Below are 20,845 nucleotides of genomic sequence, written 5' to 3'. Positions count from 1 at the left end.
GCGCGATCACGGAGCAGACACCTGCCCATCACGCCCCACACGTGCCGGGCAGGTTAAACTTGGACTCTTTGCCATCTGATCCGACCAAGGCCATGTCCGACGCCACGCCCGCCGCGCCCGAGCGCAACGATTTCATCCGCCAGATCGTCCGCGAGGATCTTGCCAGCGGCAAGCACACCGCGATCCGCACGCGCTTCCCGCCCGAGCCCAACGGCTATCTGCACATCGGCCATGCCAAGGCGATCTGCCTGGATTTCGGCATCGCACAGGAATTCGGCGGGCGCTGCAACCTGCGCTTCGACGACACCAACCCGGCGCGCGAGCATCCCGAATACGTGCAGGCGATCCAGGACGATGTGCGCTGGCTGGGCTACGAATGGGCCGAGCTGCGCCATGCATCGGACTATTTCGAAATCTTCTACCTGGCAGCGGAAAAGCTGATCCGCCAGGGCGACGCCTATGTCTGCGATCTGACCGCCGAGCAGGTGCGCGAATACCGCGGCACGCTGACCGAACCGGGGCGCAATTCGCCGTACCGCGAGCGCAGCCCGGAAGAAAGCCTCGACCTGTTCCGCCGCATGCGCGCCGGTGAATTCCCCGACGGTGCCCGCACCCTGCGCGCGAAGATCGACATGGCCAGCGGCAACATCAATATGCGCGACCCGGCGCTATACCGGATCAAGCACGTGCCGCACCAGAACACCGGCGATGCCTGGTGCATCTATCCAATGTACGACATCGCGCACGCGCTGGGCGACGCGGTGGAAGGCATCACCCATTCGCTGTGCACGCTGGAATTCGAGGACCACCGCCCGCTCTACGACTGGTGCGTGGACAAGGTGGATCTGGCCGGCAACCCGGAACTGATGGCACCGCTGGTCGCCAAGGGCTTGCCCAACACCGCCGCCAAACCGCGTCAGATCGAGTTTTCCCGGCTCAACCTCAACTATCTGGTGATGAGCAAGCGCAAGCTGCTGGCGATGGTGGAAGACAAGCTCGTCGATGGCTGGGACGACCCGCGCATGCCGACCCTGCAGGGCATCCGCCGACGCGGCTGCACCCCTTCGGCGCTGCGCCTGCTGGTGGAGCGCATCGGTGTTTCCAAGCAGAACTCGCTGATCGATTACAGCGTGCTGGAAGGCTGCATCCGCGAGGATCTGGACGCCGTGGCGCCGCGCCGCATGGGCGTGATCGAGCCGCTGAAGCTCGTGCTGACCAACCTGCCCGAGGGCCACAGCGAATCGCTGGAATTCCCCAACCATCCCAAGGACGATGCACTCGGCACCCGTCAGGTGCCGTTCTCGCGCGAGGTGTGGATCGAGCGCGACGATTTCGCGGAAGTGCCGCCCAAGGGCTTCAAGCGCCTGATCCCCGGCGGCGAAGTACGACTGCGCGGCATCGGCATCGTGCGCTGCGATGAGGTCATCAAGCAGGGCGAGGACGTGATCGAACTGCGCTGCACACTGGATCCGGAAACCCGACCCGGCGGCAATGCCGTCGATCGCAAGGTCAAGGGCACGATCCACTGGGTCTGCGCAAACCAGGGCGTGGCGGCGGAAATCCGGCTCTACGACCGCCTGTTCACCGTGCCCGATCCGGACAACGATGCCGACGGCAAGACCTACCGCGACTATCTGAACCCGGATTCGCGCCGCGTGGTGCGCGGTTATGTGGAACCGGCGGCGGCACAGGCCGAGCCGGAAACCCGTTTCCAGTTCGAGCGCACCGGCTACTTCGTCACCGAACGCCACGACCATCGTGCCGAAGCGCCGGTGTTCAACCGCATCGCGACCCTGCGCGATACCTGGGCCAAGTAAGACTTCGTCGTCAGCTGGCGCCTTATGCTCAGCTGCCGATGTTCCCTATTCCTTGACATCCCCTCGCAGGAAAAGGCGGATCGGGCCAGACATGAACTGGACGCGATGCCAGGCAGCCGTGACAATCCAGGCATTCTCTCGATGGAGATGCCTGGATGCGCCTTCGCCTGTTGCTTTCCTCCTCGCTGGCCCTGATGCTGCTGGCCTGTTCGGCGCCACCTTCATCCACGCCGTCTGACCGGACAACCGCCGCGCCACAGTCGCAGGATCAGCCCGCGCCACCGTCTGCCGTGCAACAGGACGATGGCGTCGACCCCTCGCAGCCGGCACCCGCCCTTTCCCCACCCGACCTCCCGACAGAACCAGTGGAGGAAGAAGCACCCATCATCGGCGTCATCGCCAACCCGGCATCAGGTCCGGATGCCGCAGGCGTGGACTACAGCTGCCGCACCGATGCCGACTGCACGATCAAGAATGTCGGCAACTGCTGCGGCTACTACCCGGCCTGCGTCAACGTCGACAGCCCCACCTTCCCGGAACAGGTCCAGGCCGAATGCGCCGCGTCGGGGCTTTCCAGCATCTGCGGCTTCCCCTCGCTGACCGGCTGCCAATGCGTGGACAACCGCTGCGAGGGAGTCACTGGCATAACGCCCACCGACATTTCCAGCAAATGACCCTGCCGGAAACGTTGTCCGGAAGAACTCCGGCTCCATCGCTTACCGCATGAGAGCGGATGGTCCGCAGGTCGGCTCAAGCGCCGAAGGTGCGGAGCCGACGTTCCTGACCGAGCCATATTCACCTCTGACGGCGGAAGCAGCCACCGCATAGGTCGGGCTGAGCGAAGCGATGCCCGACAAGCTGTCCGCAAAGCCAACATTCCTTATAGGGCGACACTCCCCGAACGTCGGCTCCGCCGCGTTGCGGCTTGATCCGACCTACAACGGCCAGGTGCAAGTGGTCATTACGCGGTTTGGCAACGTCAATCCTACGTTGCTGGAAATCGGGCATGGGCCGGGAGGGACGGAAGCGTCAAGCCGATGGTGTGGTTGGGTCGCTTTGAGCTGCGGCTGGTTCCAGCGTATCCAGGTCCTCAAACACGGCATCCAGCCCGGCCTCGAACGCCAGCGACGGCAACACCAGCCCACGCGCGGCATCACGGGTGACCAGCAGCCAGTCGTCCTGCTCGGTACGGCGGAAGATTTCCAGCGTACGCCGCTCCGGATCGATCAGCACATATTCCTTGAGGCTGGAAAGCTTCCGGTAGGCCGCGAACTTGACCCCGCGATCATAGGCGGCAGTGCTGTCAGACAGCACCTCAATCACCACGGTGGGTCGCCGCAGCACACGCTCGGCCAGCAGATCCGCCGGATCACAACTGACGACCACATCGGGGTAATAGACCGCATCGGCAGCCTCCACCTCCAGTTGCATGTCGGAGATATAGGCCCGGCACGGCTTGCCGCGCAGATGCGACTTCAGCAAAGTGGCGACATTGAGTGCCACCATCACATGCGCCTGCCTGGCACCGGTCATGGCGAACACCTCGCCCTGCCAGAACTCGTGCTTCTCCAACTGCTCGTGTTCCCAAGCCAGAAACTCGGAACGGCTCATCGGCAACGACATCGCAGATTCAGCCATGACACTCTCCGGGTGCGGAAACCTTGTGACAGTGTATCGCATGGGTTTGCGGCAGAAGCCGGCGCGCTGTGGCACTGCGCAGCTCCCCACTCCAGTGTTCTCAACCTGTGAAAACGAAGTCAGCCACCACACAGGTCGGGCTGAGCGGAGCGATGCCCGACGGCGGGGTGTCTGTGGTGTCACCGCGCTTTCGGACCCGCCAAGCATCAAGTCCGGGGTCAGCGTCAACCTATGAATGGTTTCCCGCCGTATCGGGTTTAGGAGTGGGGAACTGGGGTATCGACATCATCCAGGCCTCGAGTCCGGCTTTCTTGCGACACGATCATGCCAAGTAGCAGGATCGCGGCGATGGTGGAACACCGCGACCACGAGAATTCCGTCTGGCTCAGGGCGGTAAACAAGCGAATAGGGAAAGCGACGCAGAAAGCTGCAACGACATTCGCCCTCAAGGATTCGGTACGTCAATGGCGCCCGAAGTACGGATTGAACTGCTGCCTCAAGTGCCCGTGCAAACTCGAGCCCCAGGCCCGGTGAGCATCTTTCGTACCAGGCTTTTGCCTCAAGCGCTTCATCACGTGCCTCTGGTCTGAAGCGGACGCGCATCAGTGATTGTGCTGAAAAAGCTCGGTGCGCACGATATCCCATTCCACGGCAGAACCTGGATCGGCATCATGCGCTGCCACGCGGCGGCGCAGTTCCTCGCGTTGCGCTGCTGTGAAGCGGACGGAAGCCGGAGTGTCCAAGGCGATGCTGTCCCAAATGTCTTCCACAAGCTGGATACGTTCGGCAACGGACATGGCACGGAAGTCGGGTACGAGGGTTTTCATCGTTTTAGTGTAGGCCACCTTTCCACCATCGGCCAGCCATGCGAGCGGCTTCAGTCGTGCCGAGCAGTCAGTGAAAGCGGAGACAGCCTCGCATAGTTCGGGCTGAGTGGGGCGATGCCCGACGGCGGGGTGTCCTCCGTGTCGCCAAGCTTCCGGATAGGTCCAGCATCAAAGCCTTGCCCCCCGGATCAAGTCCGGTGTCACCGCCAACCCATGGGCATTTTGGGGTGTGGTGATTGGGTGCGGACAAAAAGAAAGGGCGCCCGAAGGCGCCCTTTCCGGTTCAGCGGTGTTGCGTGGATCAGTGGTTGCGGCGCAGGCCGACCATCAGCAGACCCAGTGCAGCGAAGACACCGATCAGGGCGAACTTCGACCACAGCGAGGTAGCCGGGATGAAGGTCGGGGCTGCGACACCGGCCGGAGCCGACACGTCGAAGACCCACTCGAAGATGCCGTTGCCATCAGTACCCGAACAGGTGATGGCACCCGGGAAGGTCTGGGCGGCATCGGTCAGCGGCACCGTGACGGTGAAGTTCTGCGGCGAGGAGCCAACCGGGAACGTCAGCGAAGCCGGCGAGATCGACACCGGAGCGCTGGCCGTACAGGTCACATCAGCCACGTCCGTACCTGCGCCACCGTCCGGGGTGACGACCAGGGTGCCCGTACCGTTGCTGCCCGGAGCACCGCCGCCAACGGTGACGGTGCCACCACTAGCCGGGTCCGGATCCAGAACCGGAGCGGTTTCGGCACCCGCCGGAGCGCTGACCGGGATGGTGAAGGTGGTGGCGGAGCCGCCTTCCGGCGTCACGGTGCAGACCACATCGCCGCTCTGGGCAGCATCGGTCAGCGTGGCGCTGACGGTCAGGTCATCCGCAGCGGTGTCGGTGTTGTCGTAGCTGCCGCTGGTCGGAGCAACGGTGAAACCGGCCGGGGCGACACAGCTGAAGTCGACGCTGTAGTCACCGGTGCTGGGCGTGAAGTTGGCCGGGATGGTGCCGGTCTGGGTGCTGCCGTACGGGCCAGCAGGCAGTGCAACCGGCGTGGTGTCGAAGGTCAGGGTCGGGGGGCCTTCGGCGACGACGTTGATTTCGCCGTCGTTTACGCTACCACCAATACCAACCGCAGCCATATCAAAGAATGCGGTAGAAACCGGTGCCGGATCATGCGCCAACGGATACGCACCAACAGCAGTGCCAGCCGTGACATCAAAAGTCACAACGCAAAGCTCCTCTGCCGGAAGCGGCAGGGCATCAGCGCTGAAACGGGCAACCGAAATCGTGGTCGTACCGGGATCAACAACACAGCGAGTAGTGCTCGAGGTCGGGTCACCATCGAGAATGGTGCTGTCGTACGAAAAAACCGTATTGTATGCGCCAACATCAACACCTTCCGGGTCAAAAGATACCGGAACGGCTGCCGCACCACCACCTGCTGTCGGCACCGATGCCGAACCGATGTTGATCGACTGTGCGTTAACGACTGCTGCACTAGAAAGTAGCAGCACAGAACTTACTGCCAATGCCAAGTTCTTAATGTTCATAAAAACCATCACTCCGTGTGAAAAAATACCACTACCCACTGTCTTATCGAGTCTTGACAGAACGCCCATCATTTGAGTTTCCGGGTGCATTCAGACCAACACTAGAATTCAGCACACTCGCATCCGCCCCAACAGCGTTGAACTTGACATTGGTGCGAGCAGAAAAATCAGCGCCCGAGATAGCAATGGAACCAATGGAATGGACCCCAGCAGGGAGCGCCTTGGCATTCATCGAAATCGCGATAACTGCGATCTCCCCTTCGTTATGCTTGCAGCGCCCCTCGAAGCCCGCAGGCAATGCGCTCAGACACTTGGAAGTGTCTACCTTCGCCCCCTTGGGCACCGGAATAATGAAGTCGAAACCACTCAGGTCACCGTTGCTCACCACATCGAGAGCCACCATCTTTCCTGCGCTGCGGCTCTTGGACAGGCCGTCATCAGTCAAAAGGAGCTCAGCACCAACGGCAGAACCCAAGAAACCCAAAGACACAAGCGCAACAAGAATTCGTGAAATATTCATCTTCGTCTCCAACCAAGTCTTCAGGTTTAGTTAGCGGAACAAGAACGCTGAGTGGGAACAGTGAATCGGTTCATTGCACACAGTGCGTCACCAGCGTTCACCAAACCATCCTCTGTGCAATCTGGCTGCCCCAGAGAATACGAACCGCTCGGCGGGAACTCGTTGATTGCGGCAAGGGCATCGCCTGAATTGACGAGACCATCGTTATTTGCATCACCCGGGCACAGCCGCCCAATTTCGGTATCAGCAGAGCGAGTGGACTCAAACGCATCAAATGCGAGAGGAATAGTGTTCGCAGCTGCATTCAACACACCCAAACTTGCTGAACCCACAGTCAGAGCGCCGGCGTTACCAGCACTGGCGACCACTGTCTCAGCCGCTGCGTTTGCACCGCGAACCTTGGCTTCGAAAGGACCGTTTGCTGCGTAAGCGATTTCTACGCCATACCACTTGGAAGCTGCGACCGGGACGGTGCTGCTCACGGTGGTGCCATTGACGGTGAAAGCCATCGCCGAACCATTGAGGGCGATGCCGACCACTTCAGTGCCGCCATTGTCATCCTCGGTGGTGGCCGAGAAGATCTTCGGATTGTTGGCAGCAGAGCCAGTAAAGACGTAAAAACGGGCGCGGTAGATCGCCTCGGCGCCTGGGCTGTTGTCAGTAACGTAGCTGGCACCTGCACTTGCAGCCTGGAGACCGCAAGTACCTGAGTAGCGAGGCACTGCCGGCTCACCATCACGGCCCTTGGGGTTGCCAGCTTCAGCGCTTCCGGTCACCGAGGACCATGCGGAAGTGGTGCAGGCCAGTGCGCTGCCCATCGGCAGGGCCGTCAGGAGTGCGGCGGCCAGGAGGGTTCTGGGAGAAAAGATCTTCATGTTCGACACCCTATTAGTCATGAGTTGGTCGGTTTGACCCGATGTGGTGCACCGGCGTCCCCATAGGCGCGGCGAGCTTAACATACGCTTGACGCCTTGCAAGCAGTTGTCACGCATGGGGAACTTTCGGCTCCGGGCCGCACATCTTGCTGCGGCCTGGTGGGTAGTACGCGGCAAGGCAGCCAAATGTGCCACTGTCCTGCCCCCTTCCGTCTGGAACTTCCTGCACGTCCACTGTGTCCAAACACGTCACTATTAGACACGGCATGTCACCCTGGCGCAACTGTGGGGGTTGGTGAGGGTGTGATCCGGGGGAGCCCAGCACACGCAATCCGGTAGGTGCCGGGGCTGGTCAGGGGGCCGGTTGGTGCCCTGCTGTCGGGCATCGCTGCGCTCAGCCCGACCTACCGCGTTGATTGAGCCGGCCTGTGTGGAGAATCGCTACTCCACCAAGCCACGCCGCGCTGCTTCCAGTGTGGCTTCGGCGCGGCTGCCGATGCTGAGCTTGCGATAGATGTCTTTGAGGTATCCGGCCACGGTGTGGGTGGAAAGTTGCAGCATTCCGGCCACTTCCTGGCGAGTGAGGCCTTTGGCCGTGAGGCGCAGGACTTCGGTTTCGCGCGGGGTGAGGTTGGATTCGTCGGTGGTATCGGCAGGCGGCGGCGCGACAGGGGCTGCGAAATGACGCAACAGGCGGCGGGCAATCGAGGGTGACAGCGGCGGTTGGCCGGCGGCGATGCCGCGCAGCATGTCGGCCAGGGCTTCGGTGTTCTGGTCTTTCAGCACATAACCTTGGGCACCGGCGCGCAAGGCGGGGAATAGGTGGGAGTCATCATCGAACACGGTGGCGACGATGCACAGTGTGTCGCGGTGAAGGCGTTCGATCAGGCTGATGCCGGAGCCATCAGGCAAGCCCAGATCAATCAGCGCCAGTGGTGGGGGCGGATCAATCAGCTGGGCCGCTTGTGCGAGGCTGGCGGCGGTGTCGATGTTGACGCCAGGAAAGGCCAATTGCAGCGAGTGCGACAGCCAGTCGCGGCTGGAGGCCAGGTCATCAACAACGAGGGCGCGGTGGTACGTGGGGGTCATGGTGATGACTTCACTTCTTCAACGATGTGCATATCGGAAGGTATCGGCATGGAGAGCAGAACCTTGGTGCCGCCCTCGGTACCGGGAACCCAGCGGATGTCGCCGGCCAGTTCGGCGGCACGGTCGCGCATGGAACGCATGCCGGAGCCGGATCTGGCAGTGCCAGCATCAACGCCTTCGCCATCGTCGGTCAGTTCAATGCCCAGTTGTCCGCCAGCATGGCGCAGGCGTATGCGCAGGCGTTGGGCATGGGCGTGGCGGATGGTGTTGCTGATGGCTTCGCGCACGATGCGATGCAGGTGCAGGGCGCGTTCGGTATCCAGTTGCGGGTCGGGCAGATGGCCGGGGTCTTCCCAGACCAGGCCGATGCCGACGACAGCCAGACGCTGGGTGGCTTCGCTGCGGATATCCGCCAGTACATCGCCCAAGGTGCCGGGTGTGCCGCGCGAGCGGGTGACGACATCGCGCAGATCCTGAAGGATCGAGCGCGCCAGATCGGCCTGGATCAGATTGCTGGCACCGTGCACCAAGCCGAGCAATTTGGCACCCAGATCATCGTGCAGATCGCTGTAGATGCGTTCGCGTTCGTTGGCGATGTCGGCGGCGTGGCGGGTGTGCTCGTGGGCGGCTTGTTCGAGGACGCGGACTTGTTCGCGCAGTGCCTGCATGCGGTGAAGTTGCCACAGGATGATGAACGCCAGCAGCACCACTACGGCGCAGGCGAGCAGCAACAGTGCGGGAAGGGCGTGCGACATGTGGACAGTGTGCCGCAAGCGAGGCGGATTTGGCGTGGGTTGTGCTATCCCACCGATGGCATCCGACCGAAGGTGATGCGGTCGCGGTGTTCCAGGTCCTGGCGGGTTTGCGCATCAGTGAAGCCGGCATCGAGCAGCAGTTGCCGGACAGCGGCGCCCTGGTCGAAGCCGTGTTCGAGCAGCAGCCAGCCGCCGGGGTGCAGATGCGCCGGGGCCTGCGTGGTGATGTGGCGCAAGGCGTCGAGCCCGTCGCTGCCGCTGGACAGGGCGTTGGCAGGCTCGAAGCGCAGGTCGCCGTGTTGCAGATGCGGGTCACGGTCGGCGATGTAGGGCGGGTTGCTGGCGATCAGGTCGAACTGTTCGCCTTCGAGCGGTGCGAACCAATCTCCGAGACGGAAGGCGACATTGCGCAATCCGAGGCGCTGCGCGTTGGCCTGCGCGACCAGCAGGGCATCGATGCTGGCGTCGGTGGCGAGCACATGAGCGTGCGGGCGTTCGCTGGCCAGGGCCAGGGCAATCGCGCCGCTGCCGGTGCCCAGGTCGGCGATGCGGGCGCGGCTGTCGGGTGCAAGGTGTTCAAGTGCGATTTCTACCAGCAGTTCGGTTTCCGGGCGCGGGATCAGGGTGGCCGGGGAAACAGTGAGATCCAGCGTCCAGAAGCCGGCGCGGCCGAGGATGTAGGCGACCGGTTCGCCGGCGCGGCGGCGCTCGATCAGTGCCGCGTAACGCTGCACATCGGCAGGTTCGAGCACATCGCGGGCATGTACGAACAGCCAGGCGCGGCTCACGTCCAGCGCGTGTTCGAGCAGCAGCTCGGCTTCGCGCCGGGTGTCGCCTTCCGGCAGGCGCGCGGCAGCCCAGCGCAGCAGCGCGGCGATGTCGGACGGGGGAGGAATTTCTTCTGCTTCAGGCATCATGTGGGCATGGTATCCAACCCTGCCCTCACCTATCGCCCCGCGAGCGCGCCACGGGATTTTTCCACGCTGGTCAGTGATTGCTTCACGCTGTGGCTGGCCTGTCTGCGGCCTGCGTTCTGGCCGGCGCTGGGTTACAGCCTGGTGTCGCAACTGCCGTGGTTGCCGTGGTGGTGGCGTAGCCGCGCGCTGTTTGAACACGATCCGTTGCGCGCGTGGATCGCGCCGGGGCTGTTCCGGCCGGATGGGCTGGTGGGCGGGTTCGGCCTGTTGATGGGGCTGGCGGGATTGTTCTTTCTGCTGGCGATGCTGCGGCGGCAAGGCCTGATCGCGCGTGGTTCGCAGCAAGAAACGCCAGCCGGCGATCTGGCGGCAGCCTGGCGGGCCTTCCCGGCATCGCTGCTGGCCACGTGCAGCTATCTGCTGCTGATGCTGCTGGCATTGGTACCGGTGCTGATCGGCTGGTGGTACGGGCAGCATCACGGAGAGCCGCTGGTGTTGCTGCTGGCATTGCTGGTCGGGTTGCTGGCGGCGGCGCCGCCGCTGGGCTGGGTGTCGATCGCGGCGTGCTTCATCTATCCGCCGATCCTGCTGGATGGGCAGTCCGGATTATCGGCGCAGCGCCTGAGTTTTCGCCTGGTGAAAGGGCACTGGACGATGGCGGCAGTGCTGGTGTCGCTGGCGACGCTGGCATTCTGGGGATTGCTGGGTGTGGTGGCGACGTTTCCACTGCTGCTGACCGGCATGATCGCGTTCGCGATGGACGGAATGCAGGCGCTGTTGCGGCCCGGATGGCTGGTGTGGGGGCAAGTGCTGGGCGCGCCGTTGATGGCATTGCTGGTGCCGCTGGCCACGGCCGGGTATTGGGTGGCGTATGAGGAATTGCGCTTGCGGCGGGCGGTGAGGGCTTCCAGCGGGAGCGACTCCGATACGCTCTCCGGTTCCGCATAGGCCGGGCTGAGCGAAGCGATGCCCGACATCGGAGTGTCGGCCGTGGCGGGAGTCTTGTGGATGTGCCGGCATCAAGGCGTTGGGGTTCTCCCGGATCAAGTCCGGGGTCACCGCCAACCTATGAATGATCCTGTTGTTCAAAAATTCCGAGGGGCCGCGGCCCGCATCAGCCCCTGAGCAGCACGATGCCCTGCGCCAGGCAGGCGAGCAGGAAGCCGGAGAGGAAGAACAGGTAGCTCAGCCGCAGGTAGGGGTACTTGTGCGTGGCCAGGTAGCGGCCCAGGCCGTAGACATCGCGGGCGATGGTTTCGTAGGCGCGGCCGGTCTGCATCGCGGCGGCCAGCTCGCGCAGGTAGGCAGCTTCATCAAGGCCGGCGAAGTGGCCGAAGAACAGGATGTTGAAGCCCGCCGGGCGCGCACCTTCGTCGCCGGACATGCGGCGGTATTTGGGCAGAACCGCGAGGATCGCCAGCAGCAGCGCGACCAGCGTGAACACGCTGAGCACCGTCATCGCCAGCCGGTAATCCGGATCAGCGGCACGGCCCAGCGCAAGCGTCAGCACGATCGAGGATACGGTGATAATGATGTTGGCCTTGGTGTCGGCCATCGTCGACAACTGCACGTGGTGCTGTTGCAACAGGCGCATCAGATGATCGCCGCTGGAGCGTTCGGGCACGGCGGAGAACGCGGATGCGGGCGGGTCGGAAGCCGGTGGAGAAACGTGGTTGGGCATCGGTCCGTTTCCGGAAACAGGTCAGCGCATCATAAGCAATCGGCGCCGCGACACGTTGCTTTCCCATGCTTCGCGCAGGGCGCGGCGCAGCCCCGGAAATGGCTTGAATCCGCCATTTCCCTTCAGCCGGCCGGGTTGGGTACGGCGCTTCATGCTGCTATGTTGTGGCACCGGATGCGCACGTCACCGCCATCGGCCTTCGTTGGAATTCTCCTGCGGTGCAACCTGGAACAGGCACCGATTGCACCTTGCACCTGTCCACGACCTCGCGCGAAACCGGCCTTTCCGGCCGACCCGCTGATGCGCCGGATCGCATGCCGCATCCACGATGCCGCCCTGCCCGGCCGCACCCCATGGCGCCATTGCCGCCTGAATCCACGTTCCAAGGAAATCCATTGAACCAGACTCCCGCTTCCGCCTCTCCACGCACCGCGTCGGAGCCGGCGCTGATGCTGGCCACCGATCTCGACGGCACGTTTCTGGCCGGCAGCCCGGCCCACCGCAAGCAGCTTTACCGGCTGATCGAGCGTCATCCGGGCATCAGCCTGACCTTCGTCACCGGACGTGGGCTGGAGCACGTGATGCCGCTGCTTTCCGACCCCACCCTGCCGCGTCCGGACTATGTGATCTGCGATGTCGGCGCGACCGTGGTCGATGGCCACACCTTGCAACCGGTGCAGCCATTGCAGGCCGAAGTCGATGCGCGCTGGCCCGGCGAACACGCCGTGGCTGATGCGATGGCCGGTTTTGATTCGCTGGTGCGCCAGGATGTGCCGCAGGAACGGCGCTGCTCGTATTTCTGCAGCCCGGAAGAACTGGAGCTGGTCCGCAGCCGGATCGAGACGGCCGCGCAGGAACTGGAATGCTCGGTGCTGTATTCGGCCGACCGCTACCTGGACATCCTGCCGCCGGATACCGACAAGGGCCGCATGCTGAGCGCACTGGCCGCGCATCTGGGCATTGAGCGGGAGCGGGTGCTGGTGGCCGGCGACACGCTCAACGACCTGTCGATGTTCACCGCCGGCTTCCAGGGCGTGTGCGTGGGCGAATCCGAGCCGGCGCTGGTATCGGCCACGCAGCAGCTTGCGCATGTGCTGCACGCCGATGCGCCCGGCTGCGGCGGCATCCTGCAGGCAATCGATCATTTCAACCTGCTTGCGGCCAACGACCCGCACCGCAAGGTCACACGCGACACCGACACCGGCGATGCCGAGCTGGTGATGGTCTACCACCGCCTGCCGTACGAGGAAGTCATCGAAGACGGCAAGCGGGTGCGGCGCCAACCGCAGTCGCCCAACGGCATCATCCCGAGCCTGCTGGGATTTTTCGGCAGCGGGCGCAAGGGCTCCTGGGTGGCCTGGAGCATCGATGATGCGCGCCATGGCCGTTTCCAGACGCATACCCCGGTCGATCCGGAGCAATTCCCGAATCTGACCGTGGCGCGGGTGCCGCTGAAAAAGAGCGAGGTCGATGCGTTCTACAAGCGCTTCTCGAAGGAGGCCTTCTGGCCGATGCTGCACACCTTCTGGGAACGCGCGCGTTTCCGCGAGGACGACTGGAACACCTATCTGAACGTGAACCGCCGCTTCGCCGAAGCCACCGCCGCCGAAGCCGCGCCCGGCGCCACCGTCTGGCTGCACGACTACAACCTGTGGATGGTGCCGGCGGTCCTGCGCGAACTGCGGCCGGATCTGAAGATCGCCTTCTTCCACCACACCTATTTCCCTTCGGCCGACGTGTTCAACGTGGTGCCGTGGCGGCGCGAAATCCTCGGCAGCCTGTTGCAGTGCGACTACATCGGCTTCCATATCCCGCGCCAGGTGGAGAATTTCGTCGATGTCGTGCGTGGCGCGATGCCGATGGAAATCCTTTCACGCGAAGGCTGCGCACCACGTTTCCTGACCTACGGCTGTGCGGTCGGGCTGGACCTGATGGCCACCCGCATCCGCATCGGCGACCGAGAAGTCGGCCTCGGCGCGCACCCGATCGGCACCGACATTGCGCGCATCCGCCAGGTGCTGGCGCAGGCACCGGTGCGCGAGCGCATCGGCCAGATCCGGCGCGAATTCCGCAACCGCAGGCTGGTGCTGTCGATCGAGCGGCTGGACTACACCAAGGGCACGCTGGAAAAGCTGCTGGCGCTGGAAACCCTGCTGGAAAACCATCCGGAACTGCGCGGCGAGATGACCCTGCTGATGGTCTGCGTGCCGGCGGCGGCGGAAATGACCATCTACCGCAACCTGCAATCCCAGATCGAACAGGCGGTCGGCCGCATCAATGGGCGCTACGCCAATCTGGACTGGTCGCCGGTGCGCTTCTTCGCGCGCGGCCTGCCATTCGAAGAGGTGGTGGCGCACTACGCCGCCGCGCAGGTGATGTGGATCACGCCGTTGCGTGATGGTCTGAACCTGGTGGCCAAGGAGTTCGTCGCCACGCACGGCATCGAGGGCAGCCACGCGGTGGTGGTGCTGTCCGAATTCGCCGGTGCCGCCGCCGAGCTCAAGGGCGCGGTGCTGACCAACCCGCACGATGCCAATGACCTGATCGCCGGCCTGCAGCAGGCGCTGGCGATGCCCGAAGACGAGATCGAAGGGCGCCAGCGGCAGATGTTCGACATCGTCGAGCGCTACGACATCCAGCGCTGGGGGCAGGAATTCCTCGCGGCGGTGGACAACGCCGGCAGCGGCGCCGGGCATCACTGCTACGCGATGCCGCAGGACGACACCCAGTCCACCGAAGAAGTGCCGGGCGCTGCCGCAGGCAACGGACGCAGCAGCACCGGCGCCTGAAGCCGGCTCAGTGCCGGCAGCAGGCCAGCCAACGGGGGCGATCCGCCCCCGCGCAACGCTGGGCTTATTCGAAACCCCAGGGCACCGGCGGTATCGCCACCGGCGTGGCCAGGTCGAATTCGACCTGGAACATGCGTCCCTTCGGGTTCAGCCCACCTTCCGGACGCGAAAGCTCGTAGAGGAAGCGCTTGCCGGGCTCGATTTCCATCGCCCAGGTGTTGGTGGTGGAAACATCGGCGCCGGTGCGGCCGAACAGTTCGATGGATTCGGCATCGACCGGGAATTCCTGCCGGATCGCGGTACCCGGCGTGTTGGATTCCCCGCCATACATGGTCTGCTCGTCCGGGCTGCCGTCTTCCAGGCGGTGATCGTGCTTCAGGCGCAGGCCGGAATCGGTGCGGGTCAGCACCCAGGTACGCGAATGATCGTCGCCGACGTGGAACGGCACCAGCAGCTGGCGGTGCGGATCATCGCAGCCGCGCACATGCATCACCAGCGCCTTGCCTTCGAAGGCGTCGGGCTGCGGCGATGCAGGCTCGTTGGCGATGATGCGGCCGGCGAATGCCTGACCGCAGTGGCTGGCCAGGGCCGCAAGGAAAGCATCGGCGGGCGCGGTTTCAGCGGCAGGGGTTTCGGCATGGATGCCGGCCGGAACGGCCAGCGCGAGGGCAACCGCGAAGGCGGTGCGGTAAAAGGAAAATGATGTGTTCATTTCCGGACCGTAACCGTGATTGCCGCGCCGGTGCAAATCCGGCCGCCCTGCCCGGCCGCAAACCGCGGCTGGGGCTTGCCTCACAAAGCTCAATCGCTGCTGGCAGATGCTGCTGCGGTTGTGGCACTGCCGGATGCTGCTGCGGGCGCTGAAGTGCCGGCACCATCACCGCCGCTACCGCCGCCGTCAGCGAGGTTGCGCTTCTTGTCACCTTCCTTCTTAAAATCGGTTTCGTACCAGCCGCTGCCGGCCAGACGGAACTGCGGCGCGGTCAACTGGCGGTGCACCGGGCCTTTGTTGCAGGTCGGACAGGTATCCGGGTCCGGGTCGGACAGGCGTTGCAGACGATCGAAATCAAGGCCGCAGGCGTTGCAGCGATAGGCGTAGATGGGCATGGCGAACTTCCGTGGAACACAGCGCACAGTGCGCAAGATGCGGGACGTTGTGGTCGTGGCCGGCAGACATAAGCCGACCGCTGGCGAAGATAGGGGCCGGTGGCGGGGAATCAAGGGCTGGCCAATCCGGTGTAACCGGGGAAGCCCCCATCGTGTCCAAAGCCGATTGTGTCATTTGCCGGGCTGAGTTGGCCGTGAGTGGATATCGCGCACATCGCAGATGGGCGCGATGCAACGACATCGTGCCGAGGCGCAGCTCAGGCCAGCTCCAACCACTCGGTTTCCAGATCGTCCTGTTCGCGCGCCAGTTCGGCCTGGCGGATGCCAAGTTCAGCCAGGCGTTCGTGGCCGGCGCTGGTGTAGAGGTCCGGATCGGCCAGCGCCTGTTCGACTTCCGCGCGTTCGCTGCGGACCTGTTCGAGCCGGGCTTCGATGCGGCGCAGGCGACGCGCGATGGCCGGATCCGGGGCGGTGCGTGCCGCAGCTTTGGGTGCCGGCTTTTCCACCGCCTTGGCCTTGGCTTCGCCGTTGGTGGCCGGGCGCGAACGCAGCCAGGCGGCGTAGGCGTCCAGATCGCCATCGAACTCTTCGACCCGGCCACCGGCCACACGCCAGAAGCTGTCACAGACCAGGCCAATCAGATGGCGATCATGGCTGACCAGCACGATCGCGCCGGGGAAGTCGGCCAGCGCCTCGGCCAGCGCTTCGCGCATGTCCAGGTCGAGATGGTTGGTGGGTTCGTCCAGCAGCAGCAGGTTCGGCCGGCGCCAGGCGATCAGCGCCAGTGCCAAGCGCGCGCGTTCGCCGCCGGAAAACCCATCGACCGATTCGAAGGCCCGGTCACCGGCAAAATTCCAGCGGCCAAGGAAATCGCGCAGTTCCTGCATCGGCGCATCGGGCGCGAGCTGGCGCAGGTGGTCCACCGGGCTGGCGCCGGGCAGCAGCGATTCGACCGTGTGCTGCGCGAAATAGCCGATGCACAGGTCCGGGTGCGCATTGCGCTCGCCGGCCAGCAGCGGCAGCCCGCCGACCAGGCTCTTAACCAGCGTGGACTTGCCGGCACCGTTGGGGCCGAGCAGCCCGACACGATCGCCGCTTTCGAGGCCGAACCCCACGCCGCGGAGCACGACGTGGGGTTCGGGATTGGAAATTCGGGATTCGGGATTTGAAAAAGCCGAGGCATCGCGCTTTTCCGAATCCCCGATCCCCAATCCCGAATCCCTCGCCGTTGCGGCATAGCCACAATCCGCATGACCCAGCCTGATCAGCGATGTCGGCAATTTCTGCGGCTCGGCGAAGTTCAGATGCAGTGCACGTTCAGCGCGCACCGCTTCGGTGCCGGCGAGTTTTTCCAGCCGCTTGATGCGCGATTGCGCCTGGCGCGCCTTGGTCGCCTTGGCGCGGAAGCGGTCGATGAAGGATTGCAGATGGGCGCGTTCGGTCTGTTCCTTTTCATGCGCGATCTGCTGCTGGCGCAGGTGCTCGGCGCGCTGGCGCTCGAAGCTGGTGTAGTCGCCGGTGTAGAGCCGGGCGCGGCCGTCGTGCAGGTGCAGGGTGTGGGTCGAGACGCCGTCGAGGAATTCGCGGTCGTGGCTGATCAGCAGAAGCGTGCCCGGGTATTTGAGCAGCCACTGTTCCAGCCACAGCACCGCGTCCAGATCCAGATGGTTGGTCGGCTCGTCCAGCAGCAGCAGGTCGCTGGGCATCATCAGCGCGCGCGCCAGATTCAGCCGCACCCGCCAGCCGCCGGAAAATTCCGACACCGCGCGCGTATGCGTATCCGGGGTGAAACCCAGGCCGTGCAGCAGGCGGCCGGCACGGGCGCGGGCGTCGTAACCGCCCAGTTCGGCCAGGCGCTGGTGGGCCGTGGCCACGGCCTCGTAGTCCTCGCGTGCCATCGCGGCGGCTTCGGCGGCCAGCACCTGTGCCACCTCGACATCGCCGCCGAGCACGAAATCCAGCGCTGCATCGGGCAGCGACGGGGTTTCCTGCGCGACCGAGGCGGTGCGCACCTTCGCCGGTAGTTCCAGTTCACCGGCATCGCCTTCCAGCTCACCCATCAGCGCCGCGAACAGGCTCGACTTGCCGGCACCGTTGCGCCCGATCACGCCCACGCGCCAGCCGGCGTGCAGGGTCAGGTCCATCTGGGACAGCAGCAGGCGCTGACCGCGCCGCAGTGCGAAGTTGCGGAAGGAGATCATCAGGACAGGATTGGCAGCGACATCGCCGCAAAGTGGGCGAAAACCCGCGCAGTGTAGTGAGTTGCCAGGATTTTCCGCCAATGCAGTTTGGATGTGCCCCTGCTTGGGCCGGTTGAAATGTCCCCTATTGAGCTGGGCAGGGTCCAGCCAGCAGTGCGACGGCAAGCATGGGCCATTGCATCTGGCCCATGCTTGCCGTTGTTGTCAGTCGTCCTCGAAGCCGTCGGCAAAAATGGCATCCGGTAGTTCCGGCACGGCCGCACAGGTCACGTCGACATTGCTCACATGCTCGTAACCCATGGTGCCTGTTGCGTTTGCCACATCGCAGACCTGGCCAGCAGGGTGGGTGAGGACGGTGACTTCGTAGTCATCGCCGCTGTTGACCCCGGGAACGAAGTTGTACAGGCCGTTGAAGTTGACGGTGCGGGTCAGGCCACCATTGAGCTGCAATATCAGGCCCGGTGATGCCAGTCCGCTGACCCGACCACCGACCATGTACGGTTCGGGCGGGTTGTCGGTACAGTTCAATTCGACCGTGTCCACGTCCGCACCATTGACGGTGCCACTGTTCTGGATGATCGAACAGGTTTGCCCGACCGGCTGGGTGAGGATGGTGACGAGGTACGGGCTGTTATCCAGCAAGCCGAATTCGAACACGAAACCGGTCGAACCGCCCGGCACCATCAGCTCCTGCTCGCCGTTGTTGAGGCCGAGCTTGAGGCCATTGTTGCTCAGTCCGCTGATGCTGCCGCCAACGCTGTAGGTAGCCAGATCCACACAGCTGATCTGGACATCGGTGACGTCGGCTTCGTCGATGGTGCCGCTGCCATTGCTCACCGTGCACGCCTGATAGGGCATGGTCGGCTGGCTTGCCACCGTGACTTCATAGGCATGGCCATCAAGCAGCGGGACCGGAAAATCGAAGGCGCCGTCGGCGGTGATCGCCAGCGGGCTGCCGCCGTTGAGCTGTAACTCCAGACCGCCGCCATTGAGGCCGGAGACCTCGCCGCTGACGTAGTACAAATCACCGCCCGGCATGATGGTGAAGTTGGCCTGCGAAACATTGAAGAACACATTGTCCGAGCACATCACGGCGACCCGGGCCGTGTTGACGGTCGTGCCCACAATCGGAGTGGTGACGTTTGCGCTGCCGGTATTCGGCACCCCCTGGGCGGCGACATGGTCGAAGCTGTTGCCGCCATCCAGGGACACCAGCACATCCACGCTGCTGCAATTGACCGGCGGCAGATTGGTATTGGCCACATCCCAGCTCACCGCGCCCGCCGCACCGCCATACCAGATGTCGCTGGCCAACGGCGTGTTGACCTTGAACGGTCCGGCGCTGTTGGTGACGTTGATCTTGTAATCCACGCTCCGGCTGCGACCCATGCCAAGTTGGCTGTCATCACGATCACGCACCGTGAGCCGGAACTTGAGCTCGCGGTTGGTGGTGGGCAGGGTTTCGCCCTTGATCGCCGGACCACCGAGCACGGTGGACATCGACGGGAAGGAGCGCACGCCGGTCTGGGTGGGCGGCCAGGAACGGAAAATCGGACTGGAGCCATTGTCACCGGCACTCAGCGGCGCCTGCGGTCCCAGATCCCATTGTTCCCAACCGAACCAGAGGGTGTCGCCCGCATCCGGATCGGAGGCACTGGCGCTCAACAGGAACGGCGTTTGTGCCGGAATGGTGCGCGTACCGGTGGGCGGCAGATCCGCCAGGCTGATGTTCGGCATCTGGTTCGGATTCGTCGTGTTCTGCGAGCACGAACCACCCGTGGACGGATTGCCGATGAAGCTGTTGATTTCCTGCAGGCTGATAGCGTGGAAATAGGGATCGGAGTTGTTCTGCAGGTTGTCGGCACCGCAGATGCCGGCATAACTCTGGATGCTGCTGCCGCTGCCCGGCTCATAGGCCGTGGCCCCATTGCGATTGCCACCGGAACAGTTGCCCAGCGAACCATTGAAGGGGTGGTTGCCTCCGAACTGATGGCCGATTTCGTGTGCTACGAAATCGATGTAGAACACATCGCCGATCGGACTTCCCAGCCCGGTGGTGCCACCGCCCTTGCTGCCGCCACAGACAACTCGCAAATACGCCACGCCACCGCTGCCGGTGGTGAAGGCATGTCCGATGTCGTAGTTGGCGGAACCAATGATGCCGTTGATCACCCCGGTGATGCTGCCGAGAATACCCGAGCCATTCGAGGCGAACGGATCACTGCCGGCATTGGGGAACATCAGGTCGATGTTGTTGGGAACCAGCTCCAGCTGCACCGACAGATCGTGATTGTAGACCTCGTTGACGCGGTTCATTGCCACCACGACCGCAGCCTGGCCGCCGGCTGCCGTGCCACCACCGACGGCTGTGATGTAGCGGTTGTTGGCGGCCACCGCGGCACGGTAGGTGCGCATCACGGCGCCGACCTCGGTCAGCGGCGCAAACGGTCCCTGCGATTCGTTCGCATGATCATGTAGTGCCTCGATCTCTCCCTCGATGTACTGGAAATCATCCGGCAGGCTCAGTTGACTGCGCCGGAAGCTCAGGTACTGGTTGTTGCCAATATCGAAGGTTTCCGGGCGGATCACCCAGATGCCATCCGGGTCGAACACCATGGCCTGGAAGCCGATCGGCGAGACATCAAGGCGCAGGCGCCGACCCTCTGCATCGCGCCCCTTGAGGCTGAGCACGTCGAAATCGAACTCGTTCTTCAAGCGGGCTTGCAGGCCCGGCGACATCGTGCCCGAATCAACCACACTGAAATCGCTGAAGCCGCCTTCGGGCAGTGGCAATGACACCAGCCCCGGCTGGTCGCTGGCCAGCACACCCTTGAGGTGCCGCATCATCTGCTGGCCATCAAGCGCCAGCGAGCGGAACTGGGCCGGTTGCGGTGCTTCCGGCGGCAGGCTGCGGTTGGCGGTGTCGTGCCAGTAGTGGTCGGTGGCGGCCGCCCAGGCCGTGAGCGGGCCGAGCATGCAGGCGAGCAGGACCACTCGCGCCATGGATTTGACGAATTGCGCTTTCACGGAAATCTCCCCGAGGTCTTCAGAATTTGGTGTACGTCCCCCTGACACCACGAGTCGGAACC

At 63.9% G+C, this 20,845-nt stretch carries 19 protein-coding genes; 4 read left to right on the top strand and 15 right to left on the bottom strand.

Features of this window, described 5'->3' with window-relative positions:
- Positions 1-92 precede the first annotated feature (92 nt).
- Together WDB66_RS00790 and WDB66_RS00785 are read left to right on the top strand one after the other, a co-directional pair.
- Complete coding sequence (locus WDB66_RS00790) at positions 93-1,817, top strand: glutamine--tRNA ligase/YqeY domain fusion protein (RefSeq protein WP_339396521.1); 1,725 nt, start codon at positions 93-95, stop codon at positions 1,815-1,817.
- Positions 1,818-1,972: 155 nt separating this feature from the next.
- The gene (locus WDB66_RS00785; protein ID WP_339396520.1) at positions 1,973-2,491 is read left to right on the top strand and encodes a hypothetical protein; all 519 of its coding nucleotides are present in this window, start codon (positions 1,973-1,975) and stop codon (positions 2,489-2,491) included.
- 355 nt (positions 2,492-2,846) lie between these two features.
- On the opposite strand, the gene WDB66_RS00780 is transcribed toward WDB66_RS00785, so the two are convergent.
- The 9 genes from WDB66_RS00780 to prmC form a co-directional block, all read right to left on the bottom strand.
- Complete coding sequence (locus tag WDB66_RS00780) at positions 2,847-3,455, bottom strand: Uma2 family endonuclease (RefSeq protein WP_339396519.1); 609 nt, start codon at positions 3,453-3,455, stop codon at positions 2,847-2,849.
- Positions 3,456-3,740: 285 nt separating this feature from the next.
- Positions 3,741-4,058 carry a type II toxin-antitoxin system RelE/ParE family toxin gene (locus WDB66_RS15180; RefSeq protein WP_489670803.1) on the bottom strand — a complete coding sequence of 106 codons (318 nt, stop codon included), beginning with the start codon at positions 4,056-4,058 and terminating at the stop codon, positions 3,741-3,743.
- Positions 4,058-4,282 (bottom strand): addiction module protein, encoded by a 225-nt coding sequence (locus tag WDB66_RS00775; RefSeq protein ID WP_339396518.1) that lies wholly within the window; start codon positions 4,280-4,282, stop codon positions 4,058-4,060. The genes WDB66_RS15180 and WDB66_RS00775 overlap by 1 nt, the downstream gene beginning before the upstream one ends.
- A gap of 301 nt (positions 4,283-4,583) precedes the next feature.
- Positions 4,584-5,894: a hypothetical protein gene (locus WDB66_RS00770; RefSeq protein WP_339396517.1), complete on the bottom strand. Its 1,311-nt coding sequence runs from the start codon at positions 5,892-5,894 to the stop codon at positions 4,584-4,586.
- On the bottom strand, positions 5,866-6,342 hold the full coding sequence (locus WDB66_RS00765) for a hypothetical protein (RefSeq protein WP_339396516.1): 477 nt from the start codon (positions 6,340-6,342) through the stop codon (positions 5,866-5,868). Before WDB66_RS00765 ends, WDB66_RS00770 begins: the two co-directional genes overlap by 29 nt.
- 26 nt (positions 6,343-6,368) lie before the next feature.
- Entirely contained in the window at positions 6,369-7,217 is an 849-nt protein-coding gene (locus WDB66_RS00760) for a dockerin type I domain-containing protein (RefSeq protein ID WP_339396515.1), read from the bottom strand.
- A gap of 441 nt (positions 7,218-7,658) precedes the next feature.
- Positions 7,659-8,306, bottom strand: coding sequence for a LuxR C-terminal-related transcriptional regulator (locus WDB66_RS00755; RefSeq protein ID WP_339396514.1), 648 nt, complete (start codon positions 8,304-8,306; stop codon positions 7,659-7,661).
- Positions 8,303-9,061 (bottom strand): sensor histidine kinase, encoded by a 759-nt coding sequence (locus WDB66_RS00750; RefSeq protein ID WP_339396513.1) that lies wholly within the window; start codon positions 9,059-9,061, stop codon positions 8,303-8,305. Before WDB66_RS00750 ends, WDB66_RS00755 begins: the two co-directional genes overlap by 4 nt.
- Before the next feature lie 44 nt (positions 9,062-9,105).
- Positions 9,106-9,975 (bottom strand): peptide chain release factor N(5)-glutamine methyltransferase, encoded by an 870-nt coding sequence (prmC, locus tag WDB66_RS00745; protein ID WP_339396801.1) that lies wholly within the window; start codon positions 9,973-9,975, stop codon positions 9,106-9,108.
- 9 nt (positions 9,976-9,984) lie between these two features.
- Here prmC and WDB66_RS00740 point away from each other — a divergent pair, with 9 nt between their 5' ends.
- Positions 9,985-10,926 carry a hypothetical protein gene (locus tag WDB66_RS00740; protein WP_339396512.1) on the top strand — a complete coding sequence of 314 codons (942 nt, stop codon included), beginning with the start codon at positions 9,985-9,987 and terminating at the stop codon, positions 10,924-10,926.
- Positions 10,927-11,092: 166 nt separating this feature from the next.
- Here the strand turns inward: WDB66_RS00740 and WDB66_RS00735 are convergent, their stop codons facing one another.
- Positions 11,093-11,659, bottom strand: a complete 567-nt coding sequence (locus tag WDB66_RS00735; protein WP_339396511.1) for a Pycsar system effector family protein — start codon at positions 11,657-11,659, stop codon at positions 11,093-11,095.
- A gap of 21 nt (positions 11,660-11,680) precedes the next feature.
- Positions 11,681-11,812: a hypothetical protein gene (locus tag WDB66_RS00730; RefSeq protein ID WP_339396510.1), complete on the bottom strand. Its 132-nt coding sequence runs from the start codon at positions 11,810-11,812 to the stop codon at positions 11,681-11,683.
- A gap of 242 nt (positions 11,813-12,054) precedes the next feature.
- Here WDB66_RS00730 and ggpS point away from each other — a divergent pair, with 242 nt between their 5' ends.
- On the top strand, positions 12,055-14,448 hold the full coding sequence (gene ggpS, locus WDB66_RS00725; protein WP_339396509.1) for a glucosylglycerol-phosphate synthase: 2,394 nt from the start codon (positions 12,055-12,057) through the stop codon (positions 14,446-14,448).
- Positions 14,449-14,512: 64 nt separating this feature from the next.
- On the opposite strand, the gene WDB66_RS00720 is transcribed toward ggpS, so the two are convergent.
- The 4 genes from WDB66_RS00720 to WDB66_RS00705 form a co-directional block, all read right to left on the bottom strand.
- Positions 14,513-15,160 (bottom strand): hypothetical protein, encoded by a 648-nt coding sequence (locus WDB66_RS00720; protein WP_339396508.1) that lies wholly within the window; start codon positions 15,158-15,160, stop codon positions 14,513-14,515.
- Positions 15,161-15,249: 89 nt separating this feature from the next.
- The gene (locus WDB66_RS00715; protein ID WP_339396507.1) at positions 15,250-15,555 is read right to left on the bottom strand and encodes an FmdB family zinc ribbon protein; all 306 of its coding nucleotides are present in this window, start codon (positions 15,553-15,555) and stop codon (positions 15,250-15,252) included.
- 257 nt (positions 15,556-15,812) lie between these two features.
- Positions 15,813-17,756 (bottom strand): ABC-F family ATP-binding cassette domain-containing protein, encoded by a 1,944-nt coding sequence (locus tag WDB66_RS00710; RefSeq protein ID WP_339396506.1) that lies wholly within the window; start codon positions 17,754-17,756, stop codon positions 15,813-15,815.
- Positions 17,757-17,960: 204 nt separating this feature from the next.
- Complete coding sequence (locus tag WDB66_RS00705) at positions 17,961-20,783, bottom strand: reprolysin-like metallopeptidase (protein WP_339396505.1); 2,823 nt, start codon at positions 20,781-20,783, stop codon at positions 17,961-17,963.
- Positions 20,784-20,845: the final 62 nt, after the last annotated feature.

Source organism: Denitratimonas organivorans (assembly GCF_037478135.1).
GTDB lineage: Bacteria > Pseudomonadota > Gammaproteobacteria > Xanthomonadales > Xanthomonadaceae > Denitratimonas.
The sequence above is the reverse complement of the archived record's forward strand: the minus strand, read 5'-3'. Positions and strand labels throughout refer to the sequence as shown.

Excerpts from the sequence above, each read along its gene's own strand:
- WDB66_RS00710 (WP_339396506.1), bottom strand. The coding sequence starts at position 17,756 with ATGATCTCCTTCCGCAACTTCGCACTGCGGCGCGGTCAGCGCCTGCTG.
- WDB66_RS00760 (WP_339396515.1), bottom strand. The coding sequence starts at position 7,217 with ATGAAGATCTTTTCTCCCAGAACCCTCCTGGCCGCCGCACTCCTGACG.
- WDB66_RS00730 (WP_339396510.1), bottom strand. The coding sequence starts at position 11,812 with ATGAAGCGCCGTACCCAACCCGGCCGGCTGAAGGGAAATGGCGGATTC.
- WDB66_RS00785 (WP_339396520.1), top strand. The coding sequence starts at position 1,973 with ATGCGCCTTCGCCTGTTGCTTTCCTCCTCGCTGGCCCTGATGCTGCTG.
- WDB66_RS00790 (WP_339396521.1), top strand. The coding sequence starts at position 93 with ATGTCCGACGCCACGCCCGCCGCGCCCGAGCGCAACGATTTCATCCGC.
- WDB66_RS00720 (WP_339396508.1), bottom strand. The coding sequence starts at position 15,160 with ATGAACACATCATTTTCCTTTTACCGCACCGCCTTCGCGGTTGCCCTC.
- WDB66_RS00780 (WP_339396519.1), bottom strand. The coding sequence starts at position 3,455 with ATGGCTGAATCTGCGATGTCGTTGCCGATGAGCCGTTCCGAGTTTCTG.
- WDB66_RS00715 (WP_339396507.1), bottom strand. The coding sequence starts at position 15,555 with ATGCCCATCTACGCCTATCGCTGCAACGCCTGCGGCCTTGATTTCGAT.
- prmC (WP_339396801.1), bottom strand. The coding sequence starts at position 9,975 with ATGCCTGAAGCAGAAGAAATTCCTCCCCCGTCCGACATCGCCGCGCTG.
- WDB66_RS00755 (WP_339396514.1), bottom strand. The coding sequence starts at position 8,306 with ATGACCCCCACGTACCACCGCGCCCTCGTTGTTGATGACCTGGCCTCC.
- WDB66_RS00740 (WP_339396512.1), top strand. The coding sequence starts at position 9,985 with ATGGTATCCAACCCTGCCCTCACCTATCGCCCCGCGAGCGCGCCACGG.
- WDB66_RS00775 (WP_339396518.1), bottom strand. The coding sequence starts at position 4,282 with ATGAAAACCCTCGTACCCGACTTCCGTGCCATGTCCGTTGCCGAACGT.
- WDB66_RS00765 (WP_339396516.1), bottom strand. The coding sequence starts at position 6,342 with ATGAATATTTCACGAATTCTTGTTGCGCTTGTGTCTTTGGGTTTCTTG.
- WDB66_RS15180 (WP_489670803.1), bottom strand. The coding sequence starts at position 4,058 with ATGCGCGTCCGCTTCAGACCAGAGGCACGTGATGAAGCGCTTGAGGCA.
- WDB66_RS00750 (WP_339396513.1), bottom strand. The coding sequence starts at position 9,061 with ATGTCGCACGCCCTTCCCGCACTGTTGCTGCTCGCCTGCGCCGTAGTG.
- WDB66_RS00735 (WP_339396511.1), bottom strand. The coding sequence starts at position 11,659 with ATGCCCAACCACGTTTCTCCACCGGCTTCCGACCCGCCCGCATCCGCG.
- WDB66_RS00770 (WP_339396517.1), bottom strand. The coding sequence starts at position 5,894 with ATGATGGGCGTTCTGTCAAGACTCGATAAGACAGTGGGTAGTGGTATT.